Source organism: Methanococcoides sp. LMO-2, assembly GCF_038432375.1.
GTDB classification, from domain to species: Archaea; Halobacteriota; Methanosarcinia; order Methanosarcinales; family Methanosarcinaceae; genus Methanococcoides; species Methanococcoides cohabitans.
The window spans coordinates 279,776-304,349 of the sequence record NZ_JBCAUS010000002.1 but is presented as its reverse complement, the minus strand read 5'-3'; the positions used below and the strand labels follow the sequence as shown (position 1 = coordinate 304,349).

The window sequence follows — 24,574 nt, the reverse complement described above, 5'->3', positions numbered from 1 at the left end:
TTGAAAGTTATAATACCTGTTGCAGGAGCTGGAAAACGGCTTTATCCACATACTTTTACAAAACCCAAACCAATGGTTTACATTGCAGGAAAACCTGTGATAGGACATATCCTGGATCGGATGATCGATCTGGAACCAGAAGAGATCATCCTTGTAGTTGGATACAAAAAAGAACATATCATCTCATATGTGGACAAAAATTATTCAGACATATTCAAGATCACATATGTAGAACAAGAGCAACAGCTTGGACTAGGGCACTCCATTTATGTGACAAAAAATGTTGTTGGGGATTCTCCCATCATGATAACCCTGGGAGATATGATCTTTAAAGCCGGATACCTTGATTTTTACCAGAGACATTTTAACAACGGTCATTGTGCCGGATCTATCGGCGTATGGGAAGTTGATGAACCTGAAAAATACGGAATCGTAGAACTGGATGGAAAGTGCATTTCCAGATTAGTTGAAAAGCCTAAAAATCCTGCATCTAACCTTGGAATTGCGGGTGTTTATTTCCTGAAAGATCCTTCTGTCCTATTTAGCATACTTGAGAAAATGGTCAATGGATATACCGGAAATGAAATTCAGCTTACAGATGCATTGCAAACCATGGTTAGTGACGGACATGGATTAAAACATTTCTTTGTCTCCAGCTGGTACGATTGTGGCCATTCCACATCACTTTTAGAAACAAACAAGATATTGCTGGATGAATCATACGAAAAAAAGAAAATGGAGAAACTTCCAGAAGTGCAGGACACTGATCTGCACATGGTGGAAGACTGTAATAAAAACCTTAACAAAAAGGACTCTGTCATTATTGAGCCAGTTTGTATCGGCAACGGAGTCAGAATTTTAAATTCCGTAGTTGGACCGCATGTATCCATTGCCGAAGGTACCATAATAGAAGGATCGATCGTAGCAAACACCATCATAGGTTCAAGCTCCAGAATAAAAGGTGTGAATCTGCAGTCATCTGTCATCGGTGACGATGTAAATGTGAATAGCAAGCACAATTCACTGAATGTCGGGGATTCATCATCGATCGAACTCTAAATACAGAAGAAAAACGATCTTCGAGAACTTTACAAATTAGTCTAACTAAAAAATGTGATTGATATGGACATCGATAACTGTCACCATGAATGGAATTATGATCAGCACGAATATTTACCCGTGGTTGAATCCATCAAAAAACATCATGCTTGCAAAGATTGTGGACTGATCAATAATCGCCATTACACAACACAACTTAAAACAGGAAAACTGATCGGCCTGATCAAAGAAATATTGGAAAAAAATGACATCCCTCGAAGTCAAATACGCGATCACACAGAGATGATAAAACAAATGAAGCGCGATGGAGTTAACGATAATATTATTATTCATACTGTTCTGTCAGAAGTTGGTCATCAGCATAACTCCGATAACGAATACAGGAGATGGTACTGAATGAGAACTATAGTAACCGGTGGAGCAGGATTTATGCCATCACACATATGCGATCTGCTGCTCTCAAAAGGACACGAGGTCATATGTGTTGACAACCTCGTCACCGGAAATATGAATAACATTGCACACTGCATGGATGACAAGGACAATTTCACATTCATTGATCACGACATATCAAAACCCCTTTTCCTTGACGAAGATATAGATTATATTTTCCACATGGCCAGCCCTGCAAGCCCGGTAGACTACATGGAGCTGCCCATACAGACCCTGAAAGTAGGTGCTCTCGGCACATACAACATGCTTGGCCTTGCCAAAGCAAAAGGGGCACGCATTCTCCTCGCTTCCACATCAGAGGTCTACGGAGACCCTCTTGTTAATCCACAATCAGAAGATTACTGGGGTCATGTGAACACCATCGGTCCAAGGGGTGTTTACGATGAAGCAAAGCGTTATGCTGAAGCTATCACGATGGCCTATCACCGTTATCACGGCGTAGATACCCGCATTGTCCGTATCTTCAATACCTACGGTCCCAGAATGCGAGGACACGATGGCCGCGTCGTCCCAAATTTTGTCAACCAGGCTCTCAAAGGAGAAGACATAACCGTATATGGCGACGGTTCACAGACAAGATCCTTCTGCTATGTATCAGATGAGATCGAAGGAATATATCGCCTTATGATGTCCGATCATTGTGAACCTGTGAACATTGGAAATCCTGATGAAAAATCAATATTGGAATTCGCAGAAACTGTAATCGATATAACAGGAAGCGATTCCAACATAATATACTGCGACCTTCCTCAGGACGACCCAAAGGTCAGAAGGCCAGACATCACCAAAGCAAAAAAGATACTCGGCTGGGAGCCAAAAGTCGATCTACGAGATGGACTGGAGAAGACAGTTGAATATTTCAGATCGGTGAACAGACCTGGGTAATGCCCTGAGAATTTTGAGTTGAGTATTTGATAATTCTTTTACGGATTATCGGATACAACCCTGTATTTGCAAGCACCATGAAAAAAACATGGATGGCTTGTTGAAGCGGAAGCTATCTTTTAATGAGAATGTAGTTACTGATAGAGAGGAGATTCTTTCCAACAAAAATCTGAAAAACGGGTACAACTATGGAAGTTATAAATACAAAAATTCAGGACCTTTATGTCCTGAAACCAAAGGTTTTCGATGATGAAAGAGGATACTTTTTCGAAAGCTACAATGAGAAAGTACTCGATGAACTTGTTGGAGAAAAGTATAATTTCGTCCAGGATAACGAGTCGAAATCATCCTATGGAGTGGTACGTGGACTACATTACCAGCTCAAACCCTACAGTCAGGCAAAACTGGTTAGAGTCATAGAGGGACGGGTTTTTGATGTTGCTGTCGACCTTAGAAAAAATTCTCCTACATTTGGAGAATGGGTCGGAGTAGAGCTTTCTTCTGAAAATAAAAAGCAGTTCTTGATACCAAAGGGATTTGCACACGGTTTCTCTGTGCTAAGCGAATCCGCTACGTTTGCCTACAAGTGTGATGAATATTACCATCCCGAAGCAGAGCGAGGGATAATCTACAATGATACAACACTGAATATCGATTGGAAAGTAAAGAACGAAGATATTACAGTATCAAACAAAGACCGAAACCATCCAAACCTCAAGAATGCGGAGATGAATTTCTAATATATCAAGAGAATACAAAATCTAAAAGGTGATATCATTGAAGCTGTTAATAACCGGTGGGTGTGGATTCATAGGAAGCAATTTTATCCATCACATTATGGAAAAACATCCAGAATACCAGATAATAAACCTTGATAAATTAACCTATGCTGGCAATCCCAGCAACCTTAAAAATATTGAAGAGAATGTAAATTATTCATTTATTAAGGGGGATATCTGTGACCCTGACATCGTGAAGGACGTTATGCAGGATGTGGATCAGGTGATCCATTTTGCTGCCGAGAGCCACGTAGATCGTTCAATTGAGGATGGATCGGTTTTTGTCAGGACAAATGTTCTTGGAACAAATACCTTACTAGATTGTGCATTGAAATCCGAAGTCAAGAAATTCATCCATGTTTCAACCGATGAGGTATATGGTAGCATCAAAACCGGTTCATTCAGAGAAGAAGATAATCTTGAACCATCCAGTCCATACTCAGCAAGCAAAGCAGGATCAGACCTCCTTGCCATGTCTTATCACACAACATACGGTTTACCAGTAAGTATCACAAGATGTACTAACAACTTCGGTCCATACCAGTACCCCGAAAAACTTATTCCTCTTTTCATAACCAATCTTATGGAAGATGAAAAAGTTCCCGTCTATGGCACAGGTCTGAACGTAAGGGACTGGATCCATGTAGAAGATCACTGCTCAGGAATCGATTTTGTCAGAAAGAACGGCAACATTGGAGAGATCTACAACATCGGTGGTGGCAGCGAACTTACAAATCTGGAAATCACAAACCGCATACTGGAAATCCTTGGAAAGGACGAATCCATGATCAGGTATGTGGAAGACCGCAAAGGTCATGATTTCCGCTATTCCCTTGATTGCACCAAACTAAAGAAAATGGGATGGAAGCCAGAATATGACTTCGAAACAGCTCTTTCTAATACCGTTAAGTGGTACATTGATAATAGATGGTGGTGGGAACCATTAAAACGCTGATAATCGGTGCCAGCGGTATGCTGGGTTCTGACCTTTGCAGAATATTTCCTGATGCTGTTAAACTCACCAAAAACGAACTTGATATCACAAACAAAAAATCTGTCCTCAAGACAATTGAGGAAATAAAACCAGATGTTGTCATCAACGCTGCTGCATATACAAATGTAGATGAGTGCGAAGATGAGCAAGCTCTTGCCTTCGAAGTCAACGGACACGCACCAGGATATATAGCACAGGCCTGTTCAGACATCGATGCAATACTTGTCCACTTCAGCACCGATTACGTTTTTGACGGCTCAAAAAAAGAATATATGGAATCTGATATTACCCATCCTATCAACGTCTATGGCCAGTCTAAACTTCTGGGTGAGCAGGAGATAATAAAAAACACTAACAATTACAGGATCATACGCACCTCCTGGCTTTTTGGAAAAAATGGAAAAAACTTCGTCGATACGATGCTAAGGCTTTCAAAAGAGATGGAAAACGTAAAAGTCGTTAACGACCAGTTTGGTAAACCCACTTACACCGCGGACCTGGCCAGCAAGACCGCTGAGATCATCAATCTCGATTCTGGCATCTACCACATAACTAACGAAGGTCAATGTACCTGGTATGAATTTGCATCCGAGATCATCAATAACACAATTCCATGCTCCAGTAATGATTTCCCAACAAAAGCAAAGCGTCCTACCTATTCAGTCCTGATAAACACAAAAACAACTCCCATGAGACACTGGAAAAATGCACTTAATGAATATCTGAAGGAAAAGTAATCATGAAAGGAATAATCCTCGCAGGTGGTACAGGCAGCAGACTGTACCCTTTAACCAAAGTCACAAATAAGCATCTGCTTCCAGTCTACGACAAACCCATGATCTACTATCCCCTGCAAACCCTTCTGGATGCAGGAATAGATGACATCATGATAGTCTCTGGCCGTGGCCATGCAGGACATTTCCTGGAACTACTTGGTTCCGGCTCTGATTTCGGAGCAAGATTCACCTACGAGATACAGGATGAAGCCGGTGGGATCGCACAAGCCCTAGATCTGGCACGAGACTTTGCAGACGATGATGATATAACCGTAATTCTTGGAGATAACATATTCCAGGACAATATCCGTAATACAGTACAATCTTTCAAAGTAGGTGCACATATTTTCCTAAAGCAGGTTCCTGATGCTGCAAGGTTTGGTGTTGCAGAGGTAGATGAGAACAACAGACAGGTGCTTGGTATCGAGGAGAAACCGGAAGTGCCAAAGTCTGATTATGCTGTTACCGGCCTATACATGTATGACAGCAGTGTTTTTGACATCATAAAGACACTAAAACCATCTGGAAGAGGGGAACTTGAGATAACGGATGTGAACAACGAGTATATCCGACAAAATTCGATGAAATATTCAGTAATAGAGGGATACTGGAGCGATGCCGGGACATTTGAAAGTCTGCTCCGTGCGGGATTGATGGTGCAGGAAGGATGAATAATATTATGTCAAAAAAGAAAGCACAAGAAATTAATGCTCAAATCTAAAATTAAAAAGAAAGAGCAAATTTTACATCATGGGACTAACATGAATATATTAATTTTCAACTGGCGTGACACTAAAAACCCCGCTGCAGGTGGTGCGGAAGTCTTTACCCAAGAGATTGCAAAACGTCTCGTAGCACAAGGTCATGAGATCAGTCTTTTCACATCTGCTTTTGATGGTTGTAAAAATAATGAGATCGTAGACGGTGTACAAATCATTCGATCAGGAAACCGTTATAGCGTATACTTAAAAGCAAAGCAATATTACAAAAAACACGCCGGGGAATTTGACATTGTAGTTGATGAAATTAATACCAGACCTTTCATGAGTCCTAAATTCGTAAAGGATGGTACCCCTGTCGTAGCGCTCATACACCAACTCGCAAGAGAGTTCTGGTTCCTTGAGACTCGTTTCCCGATAAACTGGATTGGTTACCATATACTTGAAGATCGTTGGCTTAAAACCTATATCGACACACCAACAATGACAGTCAGCCATTCAACCAAACAGGATCTCATTGATCTGGGATTCAAAGATCTAACAATCATTCCCGAAGGATTGAACATCGTGCCAGTTTCAGACGTTCCTGAAAAAGAAGAAGGCCCGACATTCATTTTCGTTGGCCGAATGGGACACGCCAAAAGGCCAGATCATGTTGTCGAAGCATTCGTTCATATCAAAAAAAGGTTGCCAGATGCAAAACTATGGATGGTGGGGGATGGTGCAATGAGACAGGAGCTTGAAACTAAAAAGGTTAATGGTATCACTTTCTTCGGATATGTGACCGCAGAAAAGAAGTATGAACTTATGTCCAGAGCACACGCAATCCTCGTTCCAGGTGTGAGGGAAGGCTGGGGACTAATTGTAACCGAGGCCAATGCCATGGGTACACCTGCAATAGGATACAATATTCATGGTTTGAGAGATTCAATAAGAGATGGGAAAACCGGATTGCTGTGTGATCCTGATCCAGAAAACATGGCAGAAAAAGCAGTAGAATTTATGAGGGACACTGATATGCAAACAAAGCTTTCTGATAATGCTTTGGAATGGGCAAGAGAATTTGATTGGAATCATAGCGCGGAAACATTCTTTAATTCATTGGAGGCTGTGTTATGAAAAATAGACTTGTATCAGTAATAATCCCCACAAAAAATTCGGCAAAAACGATGGACCTTTGCTTGAAATCTATAGTAAAACAGTCTTATTCAAATATTGAAATTGTTGTTGTCGACGGTTACTCAGATGATATCACACCTGATATCACTGAGAAATATAATGCAAACTATATTGCTTGTGATTCCGAGAGATGCACTGCTCGTAATCTTGGTGCAGAACAATCCAAAGGTGATTTCTTGTGTTTCATCGATTCAGACATGGAACTTGAAAGAAGCGTGATTGAAGAGTGTATAACCAAGATGAGAGATAATGATATCAGTTCTGTAATAATACCAGAGATATCGGTTGGAGAAGGATTCTGGACCAATTGCAAAGCACTTGAGAGGTCATGTTACATTGGGGATGACACAATCGAAGCAGCTAGATTCTTTAGAAGAGAAGTCTTCGATGAAATCCATGGATACGATGAAAACCTTATTAGTGGCGAAGACTGGGATCTATCACAGAGAGCAAAAGCAACTGGTGGTAAATGTGTGAGGATTTCCTCACTAATAAGGCATCACGAAGGAAAATTGAGCCTCTTGAAAACAATGAAAAAAAAGTTCTATTATTCTCATTTCATCAAGAACTACATGATAAAAAATCCACAAATGGCAAAGAAGCAACTAACCTTCATAAGACCTGCATATATTAGGAACTGGAAACGTCTGATACGCCATCCCATACTTACTGTGGGTTTCATGTTCATGAAGACTTGTGAGTTTGCAGCAGCAGGAGTTGGTATTGTGTTGGTGAGAATCAATGATGAATAATCCATATGTATCTATTATTATTGTTAATTGGAATGGACTTAGATACTTGGAAAAATGCTTCAATTCAGTAAAAAATCAAAATTATCAGAATTATGAAATTGTATTTGTAGATAATGCCTCTACAGATGGTTCAGTTGATTTTATTAAAGAAAATTATCCAGATACAGTTATCATTAATAATAATAAAAATTTAGGTTTTGCTGAAGCAAATAATATTGGAGTCCAGAAATCTAAAGGTGAATATTTATTTTTACTAAATAATGATGCATGGGTTGAAAAAAATACAATCCAAGAACTATTATCTACATATTCAAAAATTGATAATTTAGGTGTCGTTGGTTGCAAAGTAAAAAACCCAGATGGCACCATACAAGATTTGGGAATTAAAATTGACAGATTAGGGTATCCAATTGGTATCAATAAAGAGTCAACAGACGATTTCGTAGCAGATGTGTTTTTTGTTAGCGGCTGTGCTTTTTTTATGAAAAAGGAATTGTTTAGTAGATTCAATGGATTTGATGAAAGATACTTTATGTTTGCAGAAGATGTAGACTTGTGTTGGAGAGTTAGACTTCAAGGATACAAAATTGTTACAAATACTAATGCTGAAATCTATCATTACGGTGGAGGCTCTATAGTAGGCGGTACGATAAAGAATAAAAAATATGTGACAAATGCAAATAGGATTTACCTCAGAGAAAGAAATACGTTAAGTACTATGGTAAAAAACCTAGAACTTCGAAATCTGATATTTAGAATTAGTATCTCTATAATATTCAATATAGCTGAATGTATATTCTTTATTTTCATACTTAGACCAAAAGTGTCATTAGCTTATGTAAAATCATGGTGGTGGAACTTGCGTAACATAAAAGGAACGTTAATGAGACGTAAAAATATTCAAATGCATCGGAAAATTACAGATCGTGATTTGAATGAATTTATCCACAATAGAATTGTAAAATTAGACCTTATAAAAACAATTGGTATTCCTGAAGTGACTACAAAATGAAGACATATAATTTTAATAAATCGAAGTGTGGCACGCATAGTTTAATTATTTCTGAAATTCCAGATGCCGGTAACATCTTGGATGTTGGTTGTAATGAAGGATATATTGGTAGTGTATTTCAAAAATCTAAAAATTGTTTTTATGGAATTGATTTTGATCCACAATCATTAATATTAGCTCAAAAGCAATATTGCAAAATCATATTAGCTGACTTAAATACGTCTGATATCGAAAAACTATCTTTAGATGATAATTTTTTTGACGTAATTATATTTGGTGATATCTTAGAACACTTGATGGATCCATTGGACACATTAAATAGGTTTAAGCGTTATTTGAAACCAGATGGAAAGATAATCGTTTCATTACCAAATATAGCTAATTTTTCAATTCGATTTAAACTGCTCTTTGGTTCATTTGATTATACTGAAACTGGAATTTTGGATAGAACACATCTTCACTTTTACACCATAAAGTCTGCAATGAAACTAGTAAAGGATAGTGACTATAAAATCGAAAAAATAAAATATGGATCAAATTTATTTGGATATTTAATAAATCGATTTCGACTTTTTTCAGGATTACTTGCATACAATATCATTATAGTTGCTAAAAAACAGTGATTTAAATTGGACAAAAGGGAGACAATTTAAATGGATAAAATCAAAATTCTATATTCGCCAGTCCACTATATACTAGATAGTGGTAAAATTGGTAGCGAATATGGATGGGCTTCGGGGATTTTCAAAAATTGTTCATCGTTTGAAAATATATCAGTATCTGCTATATGTGCTTACAGTAACTTGAAGCCTATAAATGATTCTGATATTATTGAGATTTCAAAATTTAAAAAGATAAATTTGAATAACATTGGAAGACTAGTGTTCGTATTCAAAGTTTTTTTTGCTACAAAAAATATTTTAAAAAAGCAAGATATAGACATAATTCATCATGTTTTGCCTTTTGCATATGGGGCGACTTTTAATTTGGCAGCTATTTTAGGCTTATTTAAAAATAAAAAATTTGTAATTGGGCCTGTACAAACACCCCTTACATACGAATCTAAACAAGAGTTTTTATTTGTTAACGAAGGTTTCGAAATAGGTTTAAAAAAAAGATTATTGATGAGTGCTGATATATTATCAGCAAAGCTATTTAGGCCATTATTGTTTGAGCTATCAAAAAGAACTCTAAATAAAGCAGATGTTATTGTAGCAATCAACGAAGATTCCAAAAAATATTATTCAAATATTGTAGATGAAAATAAAATAATAGTTGTTCCGCCTGGAATTGATGTATCTGTATATAAGGAAAAAGATTTTAAACCGATTGATGGGGATAAATGCATAGAAATTATTACTGCATCACATTTGATAAAAAGAAAAGGAGTAGACTTAATTATTAATGCAATTTCTGGACTCCCAAATAAATATCAAGATAGAATTATTTTAAAAATTATTGGAGATGGTCCAGAAAAAAAATACTTAGAAGAACTGGTATATAATTTAAAATTAAACAATATATATTTTGAAGGATATGTTAAACATGAAATTATATCCAAATACTATCAAAATGCTGATATTTTCATCTCAATGTCTTATTCAGAAAGTTTTGGTCAAGTATTAATTGAGGCCATGGACGCAGGATTACCATCTATTGTTTCAAAAGTAAGTGGATTTAAAGGTATACTAGCCCATGGTACAACAGGCTTCTTAATTAATCATGATGTAGAAGAACTAAAAAAATATCTGATCGAGCTAATTGATAATCCACAACTTAGAAATGAAATGGGTTTAAATGCAAGGCAAATTGTTGAAGAAAAATACGACTGGAAGATAATAGCTAATGAGTACTATGAAATGTATCAAAATCTAATCTTATAATTGGTGGTAATTAATTGATAAAATTTAAAAAAATAATAGCTTATTATAATAAAAATAAGACTAAACATGCACAGCTATTATATATTTTATTTTTTATATCTATTATATTATTAAGTCATCAGAGATGGTTTTTTTCATTGGAACCCATTACCTCAGGAGATTGGTGGTATCATCATACAGAATCCATGAAAGAATGGTTTTCCTTACCATATGCTTGGGATACACAACAAAATATAGGTCGGTTTCCAATTACAGGCATGTCTTTTTATGGATTTAATGTATTATATGGATTTTTTGCCATTTTGGGTATTCCATTAAATATCTCGGAAAGAATCCTTTTTTTCTGGCCAGTAGCAATTGTTTCAGTTGTAGGGATGTATTATCTATCACATAAACTATTCAATAACCATTTAATAAGTTTTTTTGCAGCAATGATATATTCCCTAAATACTTATTTCTTAATAATACAAACTGGGCATTTAACAGTTGCAATGTCATATGCATTAGCCCCATTAATTATAGCATTTTTTATTGATTCACTAAAAAATGGATCTATAAAATATGCAATAATTACAGGCATATTATTATCTGTATCGTTTATCTATGAACCCCGAATTGGATATATCATTTCATTAGTGCTTTTCACATATATTTTAACAGATTTGTTTTTTTGGAAACTTACAATCAATAAAATAGCTTTAAGCTTTATTCCTTTTATTATAACTTTATTAATTCATAGCTATTGGATTCTTCCCTACATATTTGGAGCTTCTTCAAATTTAGAATATATTTTGCCCTCTAATCCTTGGATAAGTTGGATGAGTATACTCGACTCATTCACTCTACACCACCCATTTTGGACAGGGAAATCACAGATTCCTTTTGTAGTACAACCAATCCCACTATATTTTTTTGTTATACCTTTAATAGCCTTTTCTTCTTTGCTAATCAAAAATAAAGAAAATGAGAATATAATTGTATTCTTTGCGCTCATCGGAATAATTGGAATTTTTCTTGTGAAACAAGAGAATGCTCCTTATGGTGAAATTTATACATGGTTGTTTCACAACTTGCCGGGATTCAACATGTTTAGAGAAGCATCTAAATTTTATCTCCTCATTGCATTATCATATTCCGTTTTAGCTGGCTATACAATAAATGAATTATACAAAAAAATAGATTATATAAATAATAAAAAACCAGCACTTAAACATGCTTTCATCATAATAATATTTATATTACTAATAATCCAAGCTAAGCCTGCATTTACAAATGAATTAGGACAAACATTTGACACAACAACTTTCCCCCCTGAATACATTAATCTAAAAGATTATTTTCACAATCAAGACGACTATTTCAGGACAATCTGGTATCCTACCAAACAAAGATTTGGATATTACTCAAATAATCATCCGATGATTAATGGAATTGAGGTCTTTTTTGGAGGAGGTCAACTTAGTAAATTTATGCCACCAAATCCAACATGGACGAGCTTACCTGACAACCGAACATTCTATAATTTGTTAGATATATTATCCATAAAATATGTAGTGGTACCATTTGACTCCGAAAACGAGATTTATAAATATTATTCACCAAAAAGTGATTTTACTGAAAATATGGATAATTTTAGTTGGTTGAAAAAAACTAAGTTCTCAGAAAACATAACCGTTTATGAAAATGACAACTATATGGACCATTTTTATGGCATATATCATTGTAATAAAACGACATTAGAAAATTGGTCCAGTGTTAAAAATTTCGATGAAATGGAAAAAACAAACATTGAATATGAAATGATTAATCCTACCAAATATATTGTAAAAGTAAAAACTAATGAATCCTTTACATTAGTATTTTCTGAGGCATATGACAATAACTGGATAGCAATTATGAATGGAAATAGCATTGAATCATATCCAGTATTTTCAACAATAAATGGTTTTGAAATATCAGAAACTGGTAATTATGACTTAATAGTAGAATACAAATCCCAGTCTCTTGTCTACATTGGATCAATAACTTCAATATTTACATTAATTGTGTGCATAAGCTATCTATTGTGGAATAGGAAACGGCTCAAATGAGATATTATTAAATGAATATGGCTGTGAATTTATGATTTCTAAAAAAATTAGTCTGTTGTTGATAGCATTTATTTTATTGCAAAATATTGGATTTGCTCACGCACAAATGGAATTTACAGACGATTTTACTATTCTTGATCACTCAAGTTGGAGAGAACTGAAACCAAATATTTGGCATATCGTAAATGACACTGTATCCTGCTCAGGAGGTCGCCCCGGCTTAATCTTTGAAAAATGGGAAGGGGAAATGTACATCAACGAAGTAGATATAGTTGCAGAAAAAAGAGATGATTATGCACAAATTGAAGTCTTTTTTTATTATGAAGATTTGGATAATTATGCAAGGATTTGTCTAACGGATGATAATCGTGGAGAGGATTATACAGATAAAGTTTCATTAGAGCAGGATGGGAACAACTACATAAATACTCAATCTCATATCAATACTTCAACAAATCGCTCAATTGAATTTGATTTTGAAACAGTTCATCATCTAAAATTAGTACGACTCAATAAGTATGTATACATGTATTTTGATGACACACTTGCTCTAACAACTGAATTTAAGAATGAAAATCCATCCGGAAAAATTGGATTTGATGTATATGGTGGAACCGGCTACTTCGACAACTTCTACCTCCGCCCCATCACCATGGAAAATGCCTCCGGCTACCTCAACGAACTCAACCTCACCTCAACCAAACCATCCACCCGCATCGGATCCATATACACACTCCAACTTGAAGATACCGCGAACGGAAAAGCATTTTTCAGTTTAAGCAAATTCGGCAAAACCATTGACACATCGGTAGGATCAGAAGGTGAGACAGTATCCCTTTACTTCGAGAATGGGGATGAAGCTGTGAACTTCAAGATAAACGAGGTATTCGATGCAGAGGATAACAGCGGTGTCTGGCTGGAAGAGATAATCTCGGCAAGCACTGACGACCTTAACATTGGTGTGGATGAGATCTCGATCGATCCGATCTATTATCAGGAAGAAAATATGGATGTCGGGTTCTCCGTCAAGAACAATGGGGGAATCGGTTATAAGGGCACTCCTGAAATTGTGATAAGTACAGACGGGGATAAGGAAACCATAAATCCTGAACTTGTTCTTGATGCCAAGGGATCTGAACAGTTCAATGTAATGTTGAAAGCACCCGATAATCCGGGCAGTCATACACTCACGATATCCATTGATCCGGAATATACATCCATCGGAAGATCTGTGGATTATCAGGTAAGGGCACTTAATCCGGCTGTTACTACGATCTCTACTGACCTGCAGGAAGATAATGGAATACGTGGTACTGTCACCATAGGTACGCCGTTCCCTGCTCAATTTGTGGACTGGGACACTACAGCTATTGTCAAGGTCTACAGCGTTGTTGATTATGGTAAGAAAGAGATCTATTCAAAGGATGTGACAGTCACTGGATCTACATTCAACGTCGATCTGGGGTACAATGAGTTCTACCGTGGGGACGGGCAGTATGTTGTTAGTGTGGATATTGGCGGGATGCAGGACAGTGACCTGTTCGAGATCGTGGGAGAGGATTTTGATTACACACCTACAGGGGATGGATTACCACCCACTATTCTTACCGGTGAACTTTATCCAAAGCTCATGATGCTTCTGATCGGCATGGTCGCTGCGGTGTCTGTGCGAAACCACATGCAAAAGGTGACGAAGTCACTTCCGATCGATCTGCTGGCAATTGTCTGTGGAATTGCATTACTTGTGGTTGCATTTATCAGAGGTGGATCTGACATGGTGACCCTGGGAATAGTTCTGACTGGTGCCGGTATCGGTGCGAATATTGTCAGCAGGAGTGATTCATCAGTGGGTAAGATGTTAATGATGGATTCACATCTTCACGACTTTGCAGGGATGCTTATCGTGTTCTCCAGTGCAGCATATATTGTGCTGCAAGTACCGGAATGGAGTTTCTTCGTTGTTGTCGGAACCCTGGTGGCATATTACTCGGCACTGAATATGTATAAGGGCAGATGAAAGAGATTCTGCCCTTTATATAGAATAATTATGGATTATTTGAGGTAATAAATGACCAATCCTTCAAAGAACAGCTTTGTGATGTTTGCAGCATTCTTCATCGGTGCATTCCTTAACTACGGATTCAATGTTGTGATGGGATGGATGCTAACACCGGCACAATTTGGTATGTTAGGTGTATCAGCATCATTCCTGCTCATTCTTTCGCTGTTTGTGACATCCGCTTTTCCGCTTACGAGCACCAAGTTCATCTCCGGGGAACATGATGTTTCTACAAAATACCGTGTGTTTAAGAGCGCTCTAATTGCAAATTTGGGAATTGCTTTGCTATTATCTGTTGTATTCTATGTTGGATATACGACTGATATTATCAATCTTGGAGCAAATTACAACCTGCTGGTCATATCCATACTGCTTGCTACAATATTCACTGCCATGTCGGTCATTTACCTGAGCATACTTCAGGGAACTTTCCGCTTCAGTTCCTTTGCATTCATAGGGATCATAACAATTTTTGCAAAACTCATATCCGGAGTTGTGCTGGTAAAAATGGGATTTGGTGCACTTGGAGCGGTCCTCAGCTTTCCAATATCAATGCTCATTGGGCTTACCCTTGCGGTCCTGCTGACCAGGGACTTTACCTTCTGGAAAACAAAAGGATGGGCGGACTCCAACGTTTACTTCTTTGCCCTGCCAATGTTCTTTGGCACACTTGGTACCACGCTGCTCATGAACATCGATATCATAGGCGTGAAGTTCCTCACGGAAGTAGCGTTATCAGATGCACTTTCGGGATACTACAGGGCAGCATTGATCCTTGCACAGTTGCCTATATTCATAGTAGGTGCATTGATGAGCGTGCTGTTTCCCTATATCTCAAAGCATCAGGAAGATGACAGGTATGCATCAAAGAGTATAAAATACGGTGCATTGTTCATCCTCCCGCTTGCACTTGTTATCGCAGCGATCCCGGAAGCATTTATTGGAGTGATGTTCCCGGCCGAATATATTGCAAGTGCACCGGCACTTTCCATAGTTTCCATTGGGATGGGATTCCTGGTAATGACAATGGTCCTTACCAACATATTCCAGGCACGCAATGTGCCAAGGATCCCGGCATTTGTCCTGCCACTGGCCGTGGTGATCGAGATCATACTACTGATCGCTTTAGTACCTTCACACGGGATCGTTGGCGCAGCAGGTTCAACAGCTATTGCATGTTCGATCGGATGCATCGTCCTTGCAGGTCTTTATGTGCACACGTATAAGCTCAAAATCGAGCACTTTACAATAGTAAAAACACTGGTAAGCATTAGTATACTGCTCCTGGTACTCTACAATCTCCCACATACGGGTCTTTTTCAACTGGTGGGAAGTCTGGCCTTAAGTGGCATCGTATATCTCATGATATTGGCAAGCTTCGGACTTTTGACAGAAGAAGATACATCGATATTCCTTTCTGGTATGCCGGATCACAGGATCATAACCCCATTCGCAGAAATGACATCCAGGGTGATCAGAAAACTAAACCGGGTCTGATGATACGCATTTATAACATGGCCTATCTACTAAAGTTATTAAGATGAATAGATACAAAGAATTTCCCAAAGGTTAAGATCAAAATGGAAACAAGTAACTGGCCACCATCGAATTATCCGATTTTTCTCGCATTGGTTTTGCTTGTAGCCACAGCAGTAACACTTGCAATGGGTGATGAATCCCGTGCTGAGAACCTTGCTATCTATGCATATTATTTACTCGTTATTGGCGTCGCTATACGGTTCCTGGAAATATCCCTCCCTGATAACACTGTGGAAAAGATCAGATCTGCAACGGAATGGGTGTCAGGAAGAGTTCATGAATTTTCCTTGTGGATCCATAGGTCCACAGGAAATACACACTTATTTACAAAGATCAGTGAACTTAAACCATCCATAGAACATACGCAGATGTCCATACCCTACATGGAAAAAGTGATTAAAAGATCTAATTTGTTGCTTTTGAAGAACATATCAAAAGAAGTATCGATCTATCTGGGAGTATTGGCTGTTATAATGTTTGCATATGGCTCGATGTTCGGCTGGTGGATCGTCTGGGAATATATGGAAAAGACTGTTTTAATAGTAATTGGATTCTTTTCACTTTATCTGCTGTTGAGCATACTTCTCAGGAATTCAAATGAAAATTAAATCAGGTGCCTTATGAGTGGATCAAAAAAAAGTATAGGAAGGTATTCAATTGACAGAAATGCCTTTATCTATTATACTATCCTGGCACTCGCGATCTTCCTTCCACTTTTACGACCGGGTTATATCCTGACATTAGATACTATCTGGGCTCCTCATAGGAATTATCTTGCCGATCACATACTGAGCAACGGCATTGGAGGACAGGCACCCTTCCTTGCAATTCTTCAATTTGTGGAACTGATCTTACCTTCATGGGTTACTCAAAAGCTCATACTCTTCTCAGTTTTTATTGTAGCAGGCATATCTGCCCACATAGCTGCCCCTTCAAAGTCCGTTTATGGTAAATACTTCAGCGGAACACTGTATGCAATTAACCCATTCATTTATGTCAGATTTTTGGCAGGGCATCTTTACATACTACTAGCATATGCTTTCGTTCCTCTTGCGATAAGGAGCTTCTCAGACTTCCTGGATGACAGGACCAAATGGAAAAGACCGCTGTTGTGGAACACCGTTGTAAGCATATTCGATATGCATGTTCTTCTTATCGTTTTGCTTATTCAGCTGTGCATATTTATTTTTGCAATAGTTGGTGAAAGAGAAGAACGAAAAGATATCATTAAAAGTAACATTCATCTGGGCATGGCCTATCTGGCAGTCAACATGTTCTGGATATTGCCAGTATTCTGGACTGTCTCACAGGGATCAAGTGTCCTGAGCCAGATATCAGCACCGGACCTATCCGCTTTCACTGCCGGCACCACAATTTCAGGCAATATCGTGCTCTCGCTTTTCATGATGTATGGTTTCTGGCGTGGAGGATATGACTATCCGTTCTATTTTGCATCCAGATGGATATTTGTGCTGCTTTTTACCGGGATCCTGTACTTCGCAGTTCATGGGTTCTTTTCAGATACAAAGAAGCCACTTCATAAAGGGCTGGTCCTGTCTGCCATCATCTCGTTAATACTGGCAGGCGGTATCACCTGGCAATATTCTGCACCGATCTTTGAGTACCTGTTCGAGCATTTCTTCATATTCAAAGGAATGAGGGACTCTCAGAAATTCGTGGGTGCACTTGTCTTAGCGTATGCGTTCCTTGGCAGTCTGGGCGTTGAAGAGATCTTCAAAAGCTTCAAACTCAACGACAGGATGAGCCTTATACCGGAAAACAAAAAAAAGGTCGGTTCAGTAGTTTTAGCTGTTCTCATTATCGCGCTCCCTCTTGCTTATTCCTTCACGATATTCAATGGCTTTAATGGCCAGATCGAACCAAAGGACTATCCGGAAGAATGGTATGAGGTGAATGCTTTCCTGAACAATGATATGGAAGACTTTGATGTACTTTTCTTCCCCTGGCATCTGTATATGACCTTCGACTGGAGCGACAGGAGAATTGCAAATCCTGCAAACCTTTTCTTTGATAAGCCAACGATGATCGGGGAAAATGCCGAAGTTGGATCTATCCAGACACAAAGTTCGAAACCTGCCCAGCATTATATGGAATATTTACTGGAACACAAAAGCGAGATCGATAACTTTGGAGAGCTTGTTGCACCATTGAATATCAAATATATAGTTCTTGCAAAGGATGTTGATTATCAAAATTATAATTTCCTGTATGATCAAAGCGATCTGGATTTAGTTATGGAAAATAAAGAACTTGTTGTCTTCAAGAACTTACATGATACTTCCAGGATCCGAGAAGTCAATTCCTTAATTGAAATAAGTAATTGGGCTGAATTGGTAGAGTTGAGCAAAACAGTCGATATCAATGATCATGGATATCTGGTACAATCCGATAGTAAAGAAAACGTTGAGATTTCTTATATTAATGCATCTCGAAAAGAGCTCAACTATACTGCAGTCTCTCCGTTTAAGTATCGTTTATATGACTCTGCAAAATATGTACTCTTCACTTCACCAGATCATGATCAAAAAGAATGGGTAATTGACAATGGCCAGATTCTGAATTCAGCGGGATTAACATCGATATTTGAAATCTCAAAAGATTCTGCAGATGGGAATGATATTTACTATAAACCCTTGCTTTCCCATATTATCGGAGCAATTATCAGTCTCTTTGCAGCAGCAATAATCCTATTGTGGAATTATAGAAAAGGGATTCTAAAGATTTAATTTGAATAAATAGAACAAAATAAGTTTGACTAAAGTTAAATAAAAAGATATAAAGAAAAGACCTCACTCAAGCCTTTCCTTCAAATAACTCTTGAACTTCTCATAATCCGTATCCAGGTACTCCATATACTCCTCCTTACCTTCAATTTCCCTAAGGCTCTGGGGAAGCTCCGGCTCAACTCCAATGGCATCCACAACTTCTGCAGGGAACTTGGCCGGATGTGCAGTCTCCAGTGTCACTGCAAGTGTGTTGTCATCAGTGATTGCCCTGTAATCCATCAGGCCCTTGATACCAACGGCACCGTGAGGCTCGATGAAGATGTTGTTCTTCTCGTAGAACTCCTTAACGAGGGCCTTGGTCTCAGCATCAGTTACAGAAGTTGAAAAGATATCGCCATTCAGTTTATCCATGTCCGGAAGCTTGCTGATGTTACCCTGCTCATCCATTACACCACCGTAAATAGCGATGAGCCTTGCAAGGTTGCTTGGGTGGCCGACGTTCATTGCGTTGGAGATGCAGTTCTTTGAAGGAACTATCTTTTCGTATTCGCCGCTGGTAAGGAAGGTCGGAACCTCGTCGTTCTCATTGACTGAAGCGACTATCTTCTTAATAGGGACTCCCATGTTCTTTGCCAGCACGCAGCCCATCATGTTACCGAAGTTACCTGATGGAATTGAGAAGACTATCTCTTCAGGGAAATCCCTGAGTTTGAGGTAGGAGTAGAAGTAGTAAAGTGTCTGCGGGATCAGGCGTCCTATGTTAATGGAATTTGCTGATGAGAGGTTCAGGTGTTTGAGATCAGCATCTGCGAAGGCCTGCTTGACCATTGCCTGGCAGTCATCGAACTTTCCGTCTATTGCCAGTGCAGAGATGTTATGGTCAAGGGTTGTCATCTGCTTCCTCTGGCGGTCTGAGACCTCTGTTTCAGGGAACAGCACGATTACCCTGATGTTGTCAAGACCATAGAATGCATGAGCTACTGCGCTTCCTGTATCTCCGGAGGTCGCTGTAAGGATGGTCAGCTCCTTGTCCTCCTTCTTGAGGTAGAACTGCATGAGCCTTGCCATCATACGGGCTGCAAAGTCCTTGAAAGAAGCAGTTGGGCCGCGGTCGAGCCTCATGATGTAAGTGTTCTCGTTGACCTCTTCCAGTGGTACCTCGTAGTCGTAGGCATCATAGGTTATTGCCTTCAGGGATTCCTCATCGATCTCGCCTTCGAGTATCTTCTTAAGTAACTGGAAAGCAATTTCCGGATATGGCTCATCCTTTAAGGCTGTAAGTTCTTCCTCTGAGAAGTGTGGAAGGGTCTTTGGCATGAAAAGGCCTTTGTCGGGTGCAAGGCCGGTGATAAGTGCAGTTTCAAAATTAACTTCTTCTGCCTGGAGATTAGTGCTGTAGAGTTTCATATTATCAGGACTCTTGTTTTGATCCGCTGGTTGTGTTGATTCGTTATCGAGTGATCTAAGAATAAATGATACTGATAAGTTTAGTTTCTGAACGTTAATTCGATGTATCCTATATAAGCATAATTACATGCAGGTATATTTATGGACTTTTCTTTCCTTAAGGCTATTGATTTCTGAACCAATGAGATCAGCCCATCACGATCTGTACCACGGTAGGATATTTCCTCATGATGGAATAAGCAATGCTTTTCCCGACCCAGAGCCTTCCCTTAGTAAAACTGCGGGACTTGCTGAGCTCACCCAGCAGCTGCAGGGCCCTGGCAGCATTTTCATCATTGATAAAACTGCTGTCCGCCACGCGATTGTCCAGGAAGAAAAGGATGGGAAGACGAAGTTTACCATGCAGCTCTGCCGGGAGTTGCTCCTCAAGGATACCCAGGACCTTTTTGTCAAACAGGTGTTCATCGCCACCTTTTGTTTTTGAGGATGGGATCTCCTCTTTAAGTAGTTGTGATAGCGGTTTTCTCTCAGCCACTATCTCCTTATTGATCTTGCCGATCTCAACCCTCATCCAGCTCATAAGAGCGGAGTCGTCCGAATCCGGCAATCTTCCTGACATGTCGATCACCTGAATTGTTGTTGGAATGTGCATCAAATATTGCGATCCGCCACCATTACCATTGAACTATATGTTCTTCTTCGGATTAATTACTGATGCTTTTCATTGGAGAAAAAGAATTAACAGAACACAAGCAGCTAATGAAAATCTACCCGGGAAAAACGAAGATAATTATATCAGGCCAACCTATAAATTATCTAAACTGGAGAAATGTTCACACAAACTGAACATAGGGGAGATGGATCTATTTGAAATTAACAATGGTAATTCCCACTTACTGGGGAAGGGAAAGCAATGTAGGATGGCTTGAAGGAGATGCGGTCTACGATCATGCAACACCACTGGATCACGAGGGGACACTTGGAAGAGCCATCAAAAGCACGGCAATCCTAAAGGATAACGATTTTGAACTGGTGATACTGGTCGCTCCGAATAATGACGAGATCACAGATCAGGTGGAACAAAAAGTAGGAGAGATCATCAGGAACTCTTCACCCGACGGGGTCAACGTTCACATGTTTGGTCCGTCACATCTGGCAAAGCTGCACGATGAGCTGGAGATCGCGGGAATGGGGGACTACTGTGACCTGCTTTCACTGGGAGGTTACTCCAACATAAGGAACATGTGCCTTTTCATCCCACATATCATGAACTCGGATGTTGCAGTCCTGATAGACGATGATGAGGTCTTTGAAGATCCTGAGTTCATTTCCAAAGCAAAGGAGTTCATAGGGAACCATCATGAAGGAAGCTTCATCGATGCAGTTGCCGGCTACTACCTGCAACCGGATGGAGAATATCTTGTCAGCGTTCCTGACAAACCATGGACCCAATACTGGGATAAGAATGCCTGTATGAACGAAGGTTTCAAGCAGGTGATCGGCACTTCACCGAGACTTAAAGAGACTCCATTCGTATTCGGTGGAAATATGTTGGTCCACAGGGACCTCTTCATGAAAGTACCGTTCGATCCAATGGTCCCGCGGGGAGAGGATATTGATTACCTGATGAATGCCAGGATGTTCGGCCATTCGTTCATGCTGGACAACGAACTTGCCATCAAGCACCTTCCACCGGCAAAATCCCATCCGACCTGGAAAAGGGTCAGGGAAGACATTTACAGGTTTGTCTATGAGCGGGCAAAGCTCATGAGCCAGAAAGAGACCGACGGAATGCTGATGCTGTCTGCAGAGGATATGGGATACTATCCCGGCAATTTCCTGGGTGACGATCTTGAGGAGAAGATAGTAAATGCCTGCCAGCTGTTGTCTGAAGAATATCTGGCCAGCGGGGATAACGTGGGAAGTGAAGAAGCCCTCAGGAACATTGAACTATCACTTGACGATGCAATCCCGGATTTTGAACCCTTTGGCCACCTGTGTGACCTACAAAAAAGATGGAGCGAACTGATGACCTACATCGACGACAGGGACGAAATGAGCTCGGTACTTTCTGAAATGAGACTGGAGGATGCTTCACTTTTGCTGGTCTGTGAATCCTGATCCAGACCCGGACCCCTACGATAAATCTTTACTGTAGATCAGGAAAGTATAAGCAAACCTCTCAACAAATCCTTATAGACCTTTGTTGTAAGGAGAGATGATGCCAAGCTACAAGTTGATGGTACAGGATGTAATTAAAAAAGCTGATGTCCTTCTCGAGATAGTGGACGCCCGCTTCCCGGACGAGACAAGGAACAGCGAGGTCGAACGCGATGTGAAGCGTTCACGCAAACCACTGATAATAGTGCTCAGCAAATGCGATCTCGTCTCAAAGGAAACCCTTGAGAAAAGCAAATCCCGCCTGTCAAAGATAGCACCTACTGTCTTCGTTTCCAGCAAGGAACGATACGGAACCACCATGCTAAGGCACAAGATCCTTGAAATTGCCGACATACAGGGACGTGAGATCCTCATCGGATGCCTTGGTTATCCAAACACCGGCAAATCCTCTGTGATCAACGGAGTGGCCGGAAAAGGGAAAGCCAGTACATCATCCATCTCCGGACATACCAGAGGAGTGCAGCGTGTCAAGGCCGGTTCACGTATTGTTTTCCTTGATACTCCCGGTGTTATTCCCTTTGATGAATTTGACGAATACAGGCAGGGACTTCTTGGAGTGAAGGATGCCACACACCTGAGCGATCCTGAGGGAGTGGCAATGAAGATCATCGAGAACGCCTGTGAGAAGAACAAGCCTGCCCTTGAAGAGTTCTACAAGATAGAGATCGGGAATGAGGATGTTTACGAGATCCTTGAGCTCATCGGCCTTAAATTGAATTACCTCAAGAAGAAAGGTGAAGTGGATGAGTTCCGGGCTGCTGTAAGGATCATCAATGACTGGCAACAGGGTAAGTTGTTGATCTGAAATACGGACCTTATGAAAGTATTTCTTTTACCCTTCCGACCTGCCCATCTTCCAGCTGGACCTTTATTCCATGAGGATGGGAAGATGATTTGGTCAGGATCCTTTTGACAACGCCGTGAGTGATATTGCCGGATCGCTGGTCTTTCTTTAAGACGATACCTACTTTTGCACCGATCTTGATATTTGCTCTTGTATTACCTGCGCTCATGGTGTGATGAAAGTTCCTGAAGCTATAAAGATGTACTTTTAAAAAAGGGATGGGATCTCATCCCATGATCTCTTTCTTGATGGAATGATAGCATTCGTCTGCAACCTTTGTGGAACCTTCGAACAACTTTTTCTCAAAGTCGAACTGGGTTGCAAAATCATCAACGATCTCGTCAAACTTTTTTTCGTAGCACAGACCGGTATCCACCTTTCCGACATTCTTGTAGCCTGAGTAATCAAAGACCATCTTTGTCATTTCAGTATTATCAGGATCCGGTGTCAGTTTTGCAAGGACAAGCATCTCCTTCCAGTTGGCCGCTTGCATGGGTGTCAGGAAGTATGTGCCTGTACCTCTTTCCTCACCGGCCATGGCCTCAATATACGCACTCCTGTTACCGAATGCAGCACAGATACAATCATCCACGATATTCCCGTCGGAATCCTTAAGGATCCTCACAGGGATACCAATATGGGCAAAATCGGATTCGATGGTCCCAAGGACATTGCCACACAGACCGTAGAATACCAGAACACCATCAAACTTTTCCCCGTTTTCATCGATGGTCTGGTAGACCTTTTCCTTGAGAAGGTCAGGATCTGCATCCAGTGCAAACTCCAGAAGATGCAGGACAACCACGAATTTGTCGGTCGGATCTAGCTTTGAGGCTATATCTTCGATTGATATCTTTTCGTATTCCAGGGAAACTTCGTTCAGCTTCTCTTCAATTCCCTCAATATTCTCATTGTCAATCAATAGCAGACGCGTATTCTCGTCCTCTCCCTCGAATATATTGACAAGCTCATCTTCGAACATACGACAGGATACAAGGTATAATGATGACATGTTTAACCCTCCGGCTATGATTTTAATCTTTTGAAAAGGCGATCGTTTTTTAATGCAAATAATAATGAAGTTGATAGCTATATAAAATCATCCCTGAAGGTGTTCTGACACCTGTTTAGAGAGATTGAGATCATGCTACAAATTAAAAGGCAAGCATGTACTCTGAATTACCATGACAAGATACTAATCAAGAAGAAGCAGAGC

Annotated in this window: 23 protein-coding genes; 19 read left to right on the top strand and 4 right to left on the bottom strand. The window is 39.7% G+C overall.

Going from position 1 to position 24,574, the window contains the following annotated elements; genetic code table 11:
• From WOA13_RS01650 to WOA13_RS01570, 17 genes are all read left to right on the top strand, one after another.
• A complete protein-coding gene (locus tag WOA13_RS01650) occupies nt 1-1,059 on the top strand; it encodes a sugar phosphate nucleotidyltransferase (RefSeq protein ID WP_342126266.1) in 1,059 nt (352 codons plus the stop codon).
• A 63-nt stretch (nt 1,060-1,122) separates the two neighbouring features.
• Entirely contained in the window at nt 1,123-1,455 is a 333-nt protein-coding gene (locus WOA13_RS01645; protein ID WP_342126265.1) for a hypothetical protein, read from the top strand.
• Complete coding sequence (locus tag WOA13_RS01640; RefSeq protein WP_342126264.1) at nt 1,456-2,397, top strand: UDP-glucuronic acid decarboxylase family protein; 942 nt, start codon at nt 1,456-1,458, stop codon at nt 2,395-2,397.
• Between the two features lie 188 nt (nt 2,398-2,585).
• Nucleotides 2,586-3,137 (top strand): dTDP-4-dehydrorhamnose 3,5-epimerase, encoded by a 552-nt coding sequence (rfbC, locus tag WOA13_RS01635; RefSeq protein WP_342126263.1) that lies wholly within the window; start codon nt 2,586-2,588, stop codon nt 3,135-3,137.
• Nucleotides 3,138-3,174: 37 nt separating this feature from the next.
• Nucleotides 3,175-4,131 carry a dTDP-glucose 4,6-dehydratase gene (gene rfbB / locus WOA13_RS01630; RefSeq protein WP_342126262.1) on the top strand — a complete coding sequence of 319 codons (957 nt, stop codon included), beginning with the start codon at nt 3,175-3,177 and terminating at the stop codon, nt 4,129-4,131.
• Nucleotides 4,104-4,907, top strand: coding sequence for a dTDP-4-dehydrorhamnose reductase (rfbD, locus tag WOA13_RS01625; protein ID WP_342126261.1), 804 nt, complete (start codon nt 4,104-4,106; stop codon nt 4,905-4,907). Before rfbB ends, rfbD begins: the two co-directional genes overlap by 28 nt.
• Nucleotides 4,908-4,909: 2 nt before the next feature.
• The gene (locus WOA13_RS01620) at nt 4,910-5,617 is read left to right on the top strand and encodes a sugar phosphate nucleotidyltransferase (protein WP_342126260.1); all 708 of its coding nucleotides are present in this window, start codon (nt 4,910-4,912) and stop codon (nt 5,615-5,617) included.
• A gap of 36 nt (nt 5,618-5,653) precedes the next feature.
• Nucleotides 5,654-6,784: a glycosyltransferase family 4 protein gene (locus tag WOA13_RS01615; RefSeq protein WP_342126259.1), complete on the top strand. Its 1,131-nt coding sequence runs from the start codon at nt 5,654-5,656 to the stop codon at nt 6,782-6,784.
• Entirely contained in the window at nt 6,781-7,596 is an 816-nt protein-coding gene (locus WOA13_RS01610) for a glycosyltransferase (RefSeq protein ID WP_342126258.1), read from the top strand. Before WOA13_RS01615 ends, WOA13_RS01610 begins: the two co-directional genes overlap by 4 nt.
• The gene (locus WOA13_RS01605) at nt 7,586-8,608 is read left to right on the top strand and encodes a glycosyltransferase family 2 protein (protein WP_342126257.1); all 1,023 of its coding nucleotides are present in this window, start codon (nt 7,586-7,588) and stop codon (nt 8,606-8,608) included. The genes WOA13_RS01610 and WOA13_RS01605 overlap by 11 nt, the downstream gene beginning before the upstream one ends.
• Complete coding sequence (locus WOA13_RS01600; protein WP_342126256.1) at nt 8,605-9,231, top strand: class I SAM-dependent methyltransferase; 627 nt, start codon at nt 8,605-8,607, stop codon at nt 9,229-9,231. The genes WOA13_RS01605 and WOA13_RS01600 overlap by 4 nt, the downstream gene beginning before the upstream one ends.
• A 30-nt stretch (nt 9,232-9,261) precedes the next feature.
• Nucleotides 9,262-10,491, top strand: coding sequence for a glycosyltransferase (locus tag WOA13_RS01595; RefSeq protein WP_342126255.1), 1,230 nt, complete (start codon nt 9,262-9,264; stop codon nt 10,489-10,491).
• Nucleotides 10,492-10,505: 14 nt separating this feature from the next.
• Complete coding sequence (locus tag WOA13_RS01590) at nt 10,506-12,581, top strand: hypothetical protein (RefSeq protein WP_342126254.1); 2,076 nt, start codon at nt 10,506-10,508, stop codon at nt 12,579-12,581.
• A 526-nt stretch (nt 12,582-13,107) separates the two neighbouring features.
• On the top strand, nt 13,108-14,598 hold the full coding sequence (locus WOA13_RS01585) for a hypothetical protein (RefSeq protein WP_342126253.1): 1,491 nt from the start codon (nt 13,108-13,110) through the stop codon (nt 14,596-14,598).
• Nucleotides 14,599-14,649: 51 nt separating this feature from the next.
• A complete protein-coding gene (locus WOA13_RS01580) occupies nt 14,650-16,137 on the top strand; it encodes a flippase (protein ID WP_342126252.1) in 1,488 nt (495 codons plus the stop codon).
• An 83-nt stretch (nt 16,138-16,220) separates the two neighbouring features.
• The gene (locus tag WOA13_RS01575; RefSeq protein WP_342126251.1) at nt 16,221-16,787 is read left to right on the top strand and encodes a hypothetical protein; all 567 of its coding nucleotides are present in this window, start codon (nt 16,221-16,223) and stop codon (nt 16,785-16,787) included.
• Between the two features lie 12 nt (nt 16,788-16,799).
• Nucleotides 16,800-18,926, top strand: coding sequence for a hypothetical protein (locus WOA13_RS01570; RefSeq protein ID WP_342126250.1), 2,127 nt, complete (start codon nt 16,800-16,802; stop codon nt 18,924-18,926).
• A 63-nt stretch (nt 18,927-18,989) separates the two neighbouring features.
• On the opposite strand, the gene thrC is transcribed toward WOA13_RS01570, so the two are convergent.
• Together thrC and WOA13_RS01560 are read right to left on the bottom strand one after the other, a co-directional pair.
• Nucleotides 18,990-20,333, bottom strand: a complete 1,344-nt coding sequence (gene thrC, locus WOA13_RS01565) for a threonine synthase (protein ID WP_342126249.1) — start codon at nt 20,331-20,333, stop codon at nt 18,990-18,992.
• Between the two features lie 187 nt (nt 20,334-20,520).
• Nucleotides 20,521-20,952: a DUF61 family protein gene (locus WOA13_RS01560; protein ID WP_342126248.1), complete on the bottom strand. Its 432-nt coding sequence runs from the start codon at nt 20,950-20,952 to the stop codon at nt 20,521-20,523.
• Nucleotides 20,953-21,200: 248 nt separating this feature from the next.
• Between WOA13_RS01560 and WOA13_RS01555 the strand changes: the two genes are divergently transcribed.
• Nucleotides 21,201-22,454, top strand: a complete 1,254-nt coding sequence (locus tag WOA13_RS01555; protein ID WP_342126247.1) for a glycosyltransferase — start codon at nt 21,201-21,203, stop codon at nt 22,452-22,454.
• A gap of 100 nt (nt 22,455-22,554) precedes the next feature.
• Complete coding sequence (locus WOA13_RS01550) at nt 22,555-23,319, top strand: GTPase (protein WP_342126246.1); 765 nt, start codon at nt 22,555-22,557, stop codon at nt 23,317-23,319.
• Nucleotides 23,320-23,329: 10 nt separating this feature from the next.
• On the opposite strand, the gene WOA13_RS01545 is transcribed toward WOA13_RS01550, so the two are convergent.
• Both WOA13_RS01545 and WOA13_RS01540 read right to left on the bottom strand, forming a co-directional pair.
• Entirely contained in the window at nt 23,330-23,527 is a 198-nt protein-coding gene (locus WOA13_RS01545; RefSeq protein WP_342126245.1) for a YwbE family protein, read from the bottom strand.
• A 57-nt stretch (nt 23,528-23,584) separates the two neighbouring features.
• Complete coding sequence (locus WOA13_RS01540; protein ID WP_342126244.1) at nt 23,585-24,370, bottom strand: DUF1638 domain-containing protein; 786 nt, start codon at nt 24,368-24,370, stop codon at nt 23,585-23,587.
• Nucleotides 24,371-24,574: the final 204 nt, after the last annotated feature.

What these genes read in the sequence shown, in the direction of transcription:
- WOA13_RS01645 (WP_342126265.1), top strand. Translation starts at nt 1,123, where the DNA reads ATGGACATCGATAACTGTCACCATGAATGGAATTATGATCAGCACGAA.
- WOA13_RS01640 (WP_342126264.1), top strand. Translation starts at nt 1,456, where the DNA reads ATGAGAACTATAGTAACCGGTGGAGCAGGATTTATGCCATCACACATA.
- rfbC (WP_342126263.1), top strand. Translation starts at nt 2,586, where the DNA reads ATGGAAGTTATAAATACAAAAATTCAGGACCTTTATGTCCTGAAACCA.
- rfbD (WP_342126261.1), top strand. Translation starts at nt 4,104, where the DNA reads ATGGTGGTGGGAACCATTAAAACGCTGATAATCGGTGCCAGCGGTATG.
- WOA13_RS01620 (WP_342126260.1), top strand. Translation starts at nt 4,910, where the DNA reads ATGAAAGGAATAATCCTCGCAGGTGGTACAGGCAGCAGACTGTACCCT.
- WOA13_RS01615 (WP_342126259.1), top strand. Translation starts at nt 5,654, where the DNA reads ATGCTCAAATCTAAAATTAAAAAGAAAGAGCAAATTTTACATCATGGG.
- WOA13_RS01610 (WP_342126258.1), top strand. Translation starts at nt 6,781, where the DNA reads ATGAAAAATAGACTTGTATCAGTAATAATCCCCACAAAAAATTCGGCA.
- WOA13_RS01605 (WP_342126257.1), top strand. Translation starts at nt 7,586, where the DNA reads ATGATGAATAATCCATATGTATCTATTATTATTGTTAATTGGAATGGA.
- WOA13_RS01600 (WP_342126256.1), top strand. Translation starts at nt 8,605, where the DNA reads ATGAAGACATATAATTTTAATAAATCGAAGTGTGGCACGCATAGTTTA.
- WOA13_RS01595 (WP_342126255.1), top strand. Translation starts at nt 9,262, where the DNA reads ATGGATAAAATCAAAATTCTATATTCGCCAGTCCACTATATACTAGAT.
- WOA13_RS01585 (WP_342126253.1), top strand. Translation starts at nt 13,108, where the DNA reads ATGTATTTTGATGACACACTTGCTCTAACAACTGAATTTAAGAATGAA.
- WOA13_RS01580 (WP_342126252.1), top strand. Translation starts at nt 14,650, where the DNA reads ATGACCAATCCTTCAAAGAACAGCTTTGTGATGTTTGCAGCATTCTTC.
- WOA13_RS01575 (WP_342126251.1), top strand. Translation starts at nt 16,221, where the DNA reads ATGGAAACAAGTAACTGGCCACCATCGAATTATCCGATTTTTCTCGCA.
- WOA13_RS01570 (WP_342126250.1), top strand. Translation starts at nt 16,800, where the DNA reads ATGAGTGGATCAAAAAAAAGTATAGGAAGGTATTCAATTGACAGAAAT.
- thrC (WP_342126249.1), bottom strand. Translation starts at nt 20,333, where the DNA reads ATGAAACTCTACAGCACTAATCTCCAGGCAGAAGAAGTTAATTTTGAA.
- WOA13_RS01560 (WP_342126248.1), bottom strand. Translation starts at nt 20,952, where the DNA reads ATGTCAGGAAGATTGCCGGATTCGGACGACTCCGCTCTTATGAGCTGG.
- WOA13_RS01550 (WP_342126246.1), top strand. Translation starts at nt 22,555, where the DNA reads ATGCCAAGCTACAAGTTGATGGTACAGGATGTAATTAAAAAAGCTGAT.
- WOA13_RS01545 (WP_342126245.1), bottom strand. Translation starts at nt 23,527, where the DNA reads ATGAGCGCAGGTAATACAAGAGCAAATATCAAGATCGGTGCAAAAGTA.
- WOA13_RS01540 (WP_342126244.1), bottom strand. Translation starts at nt 24,370, where the DNA reads ATGTCATCATTATACCTTGTATCCTGTCGTATGTTCGAAGATGAGCTT.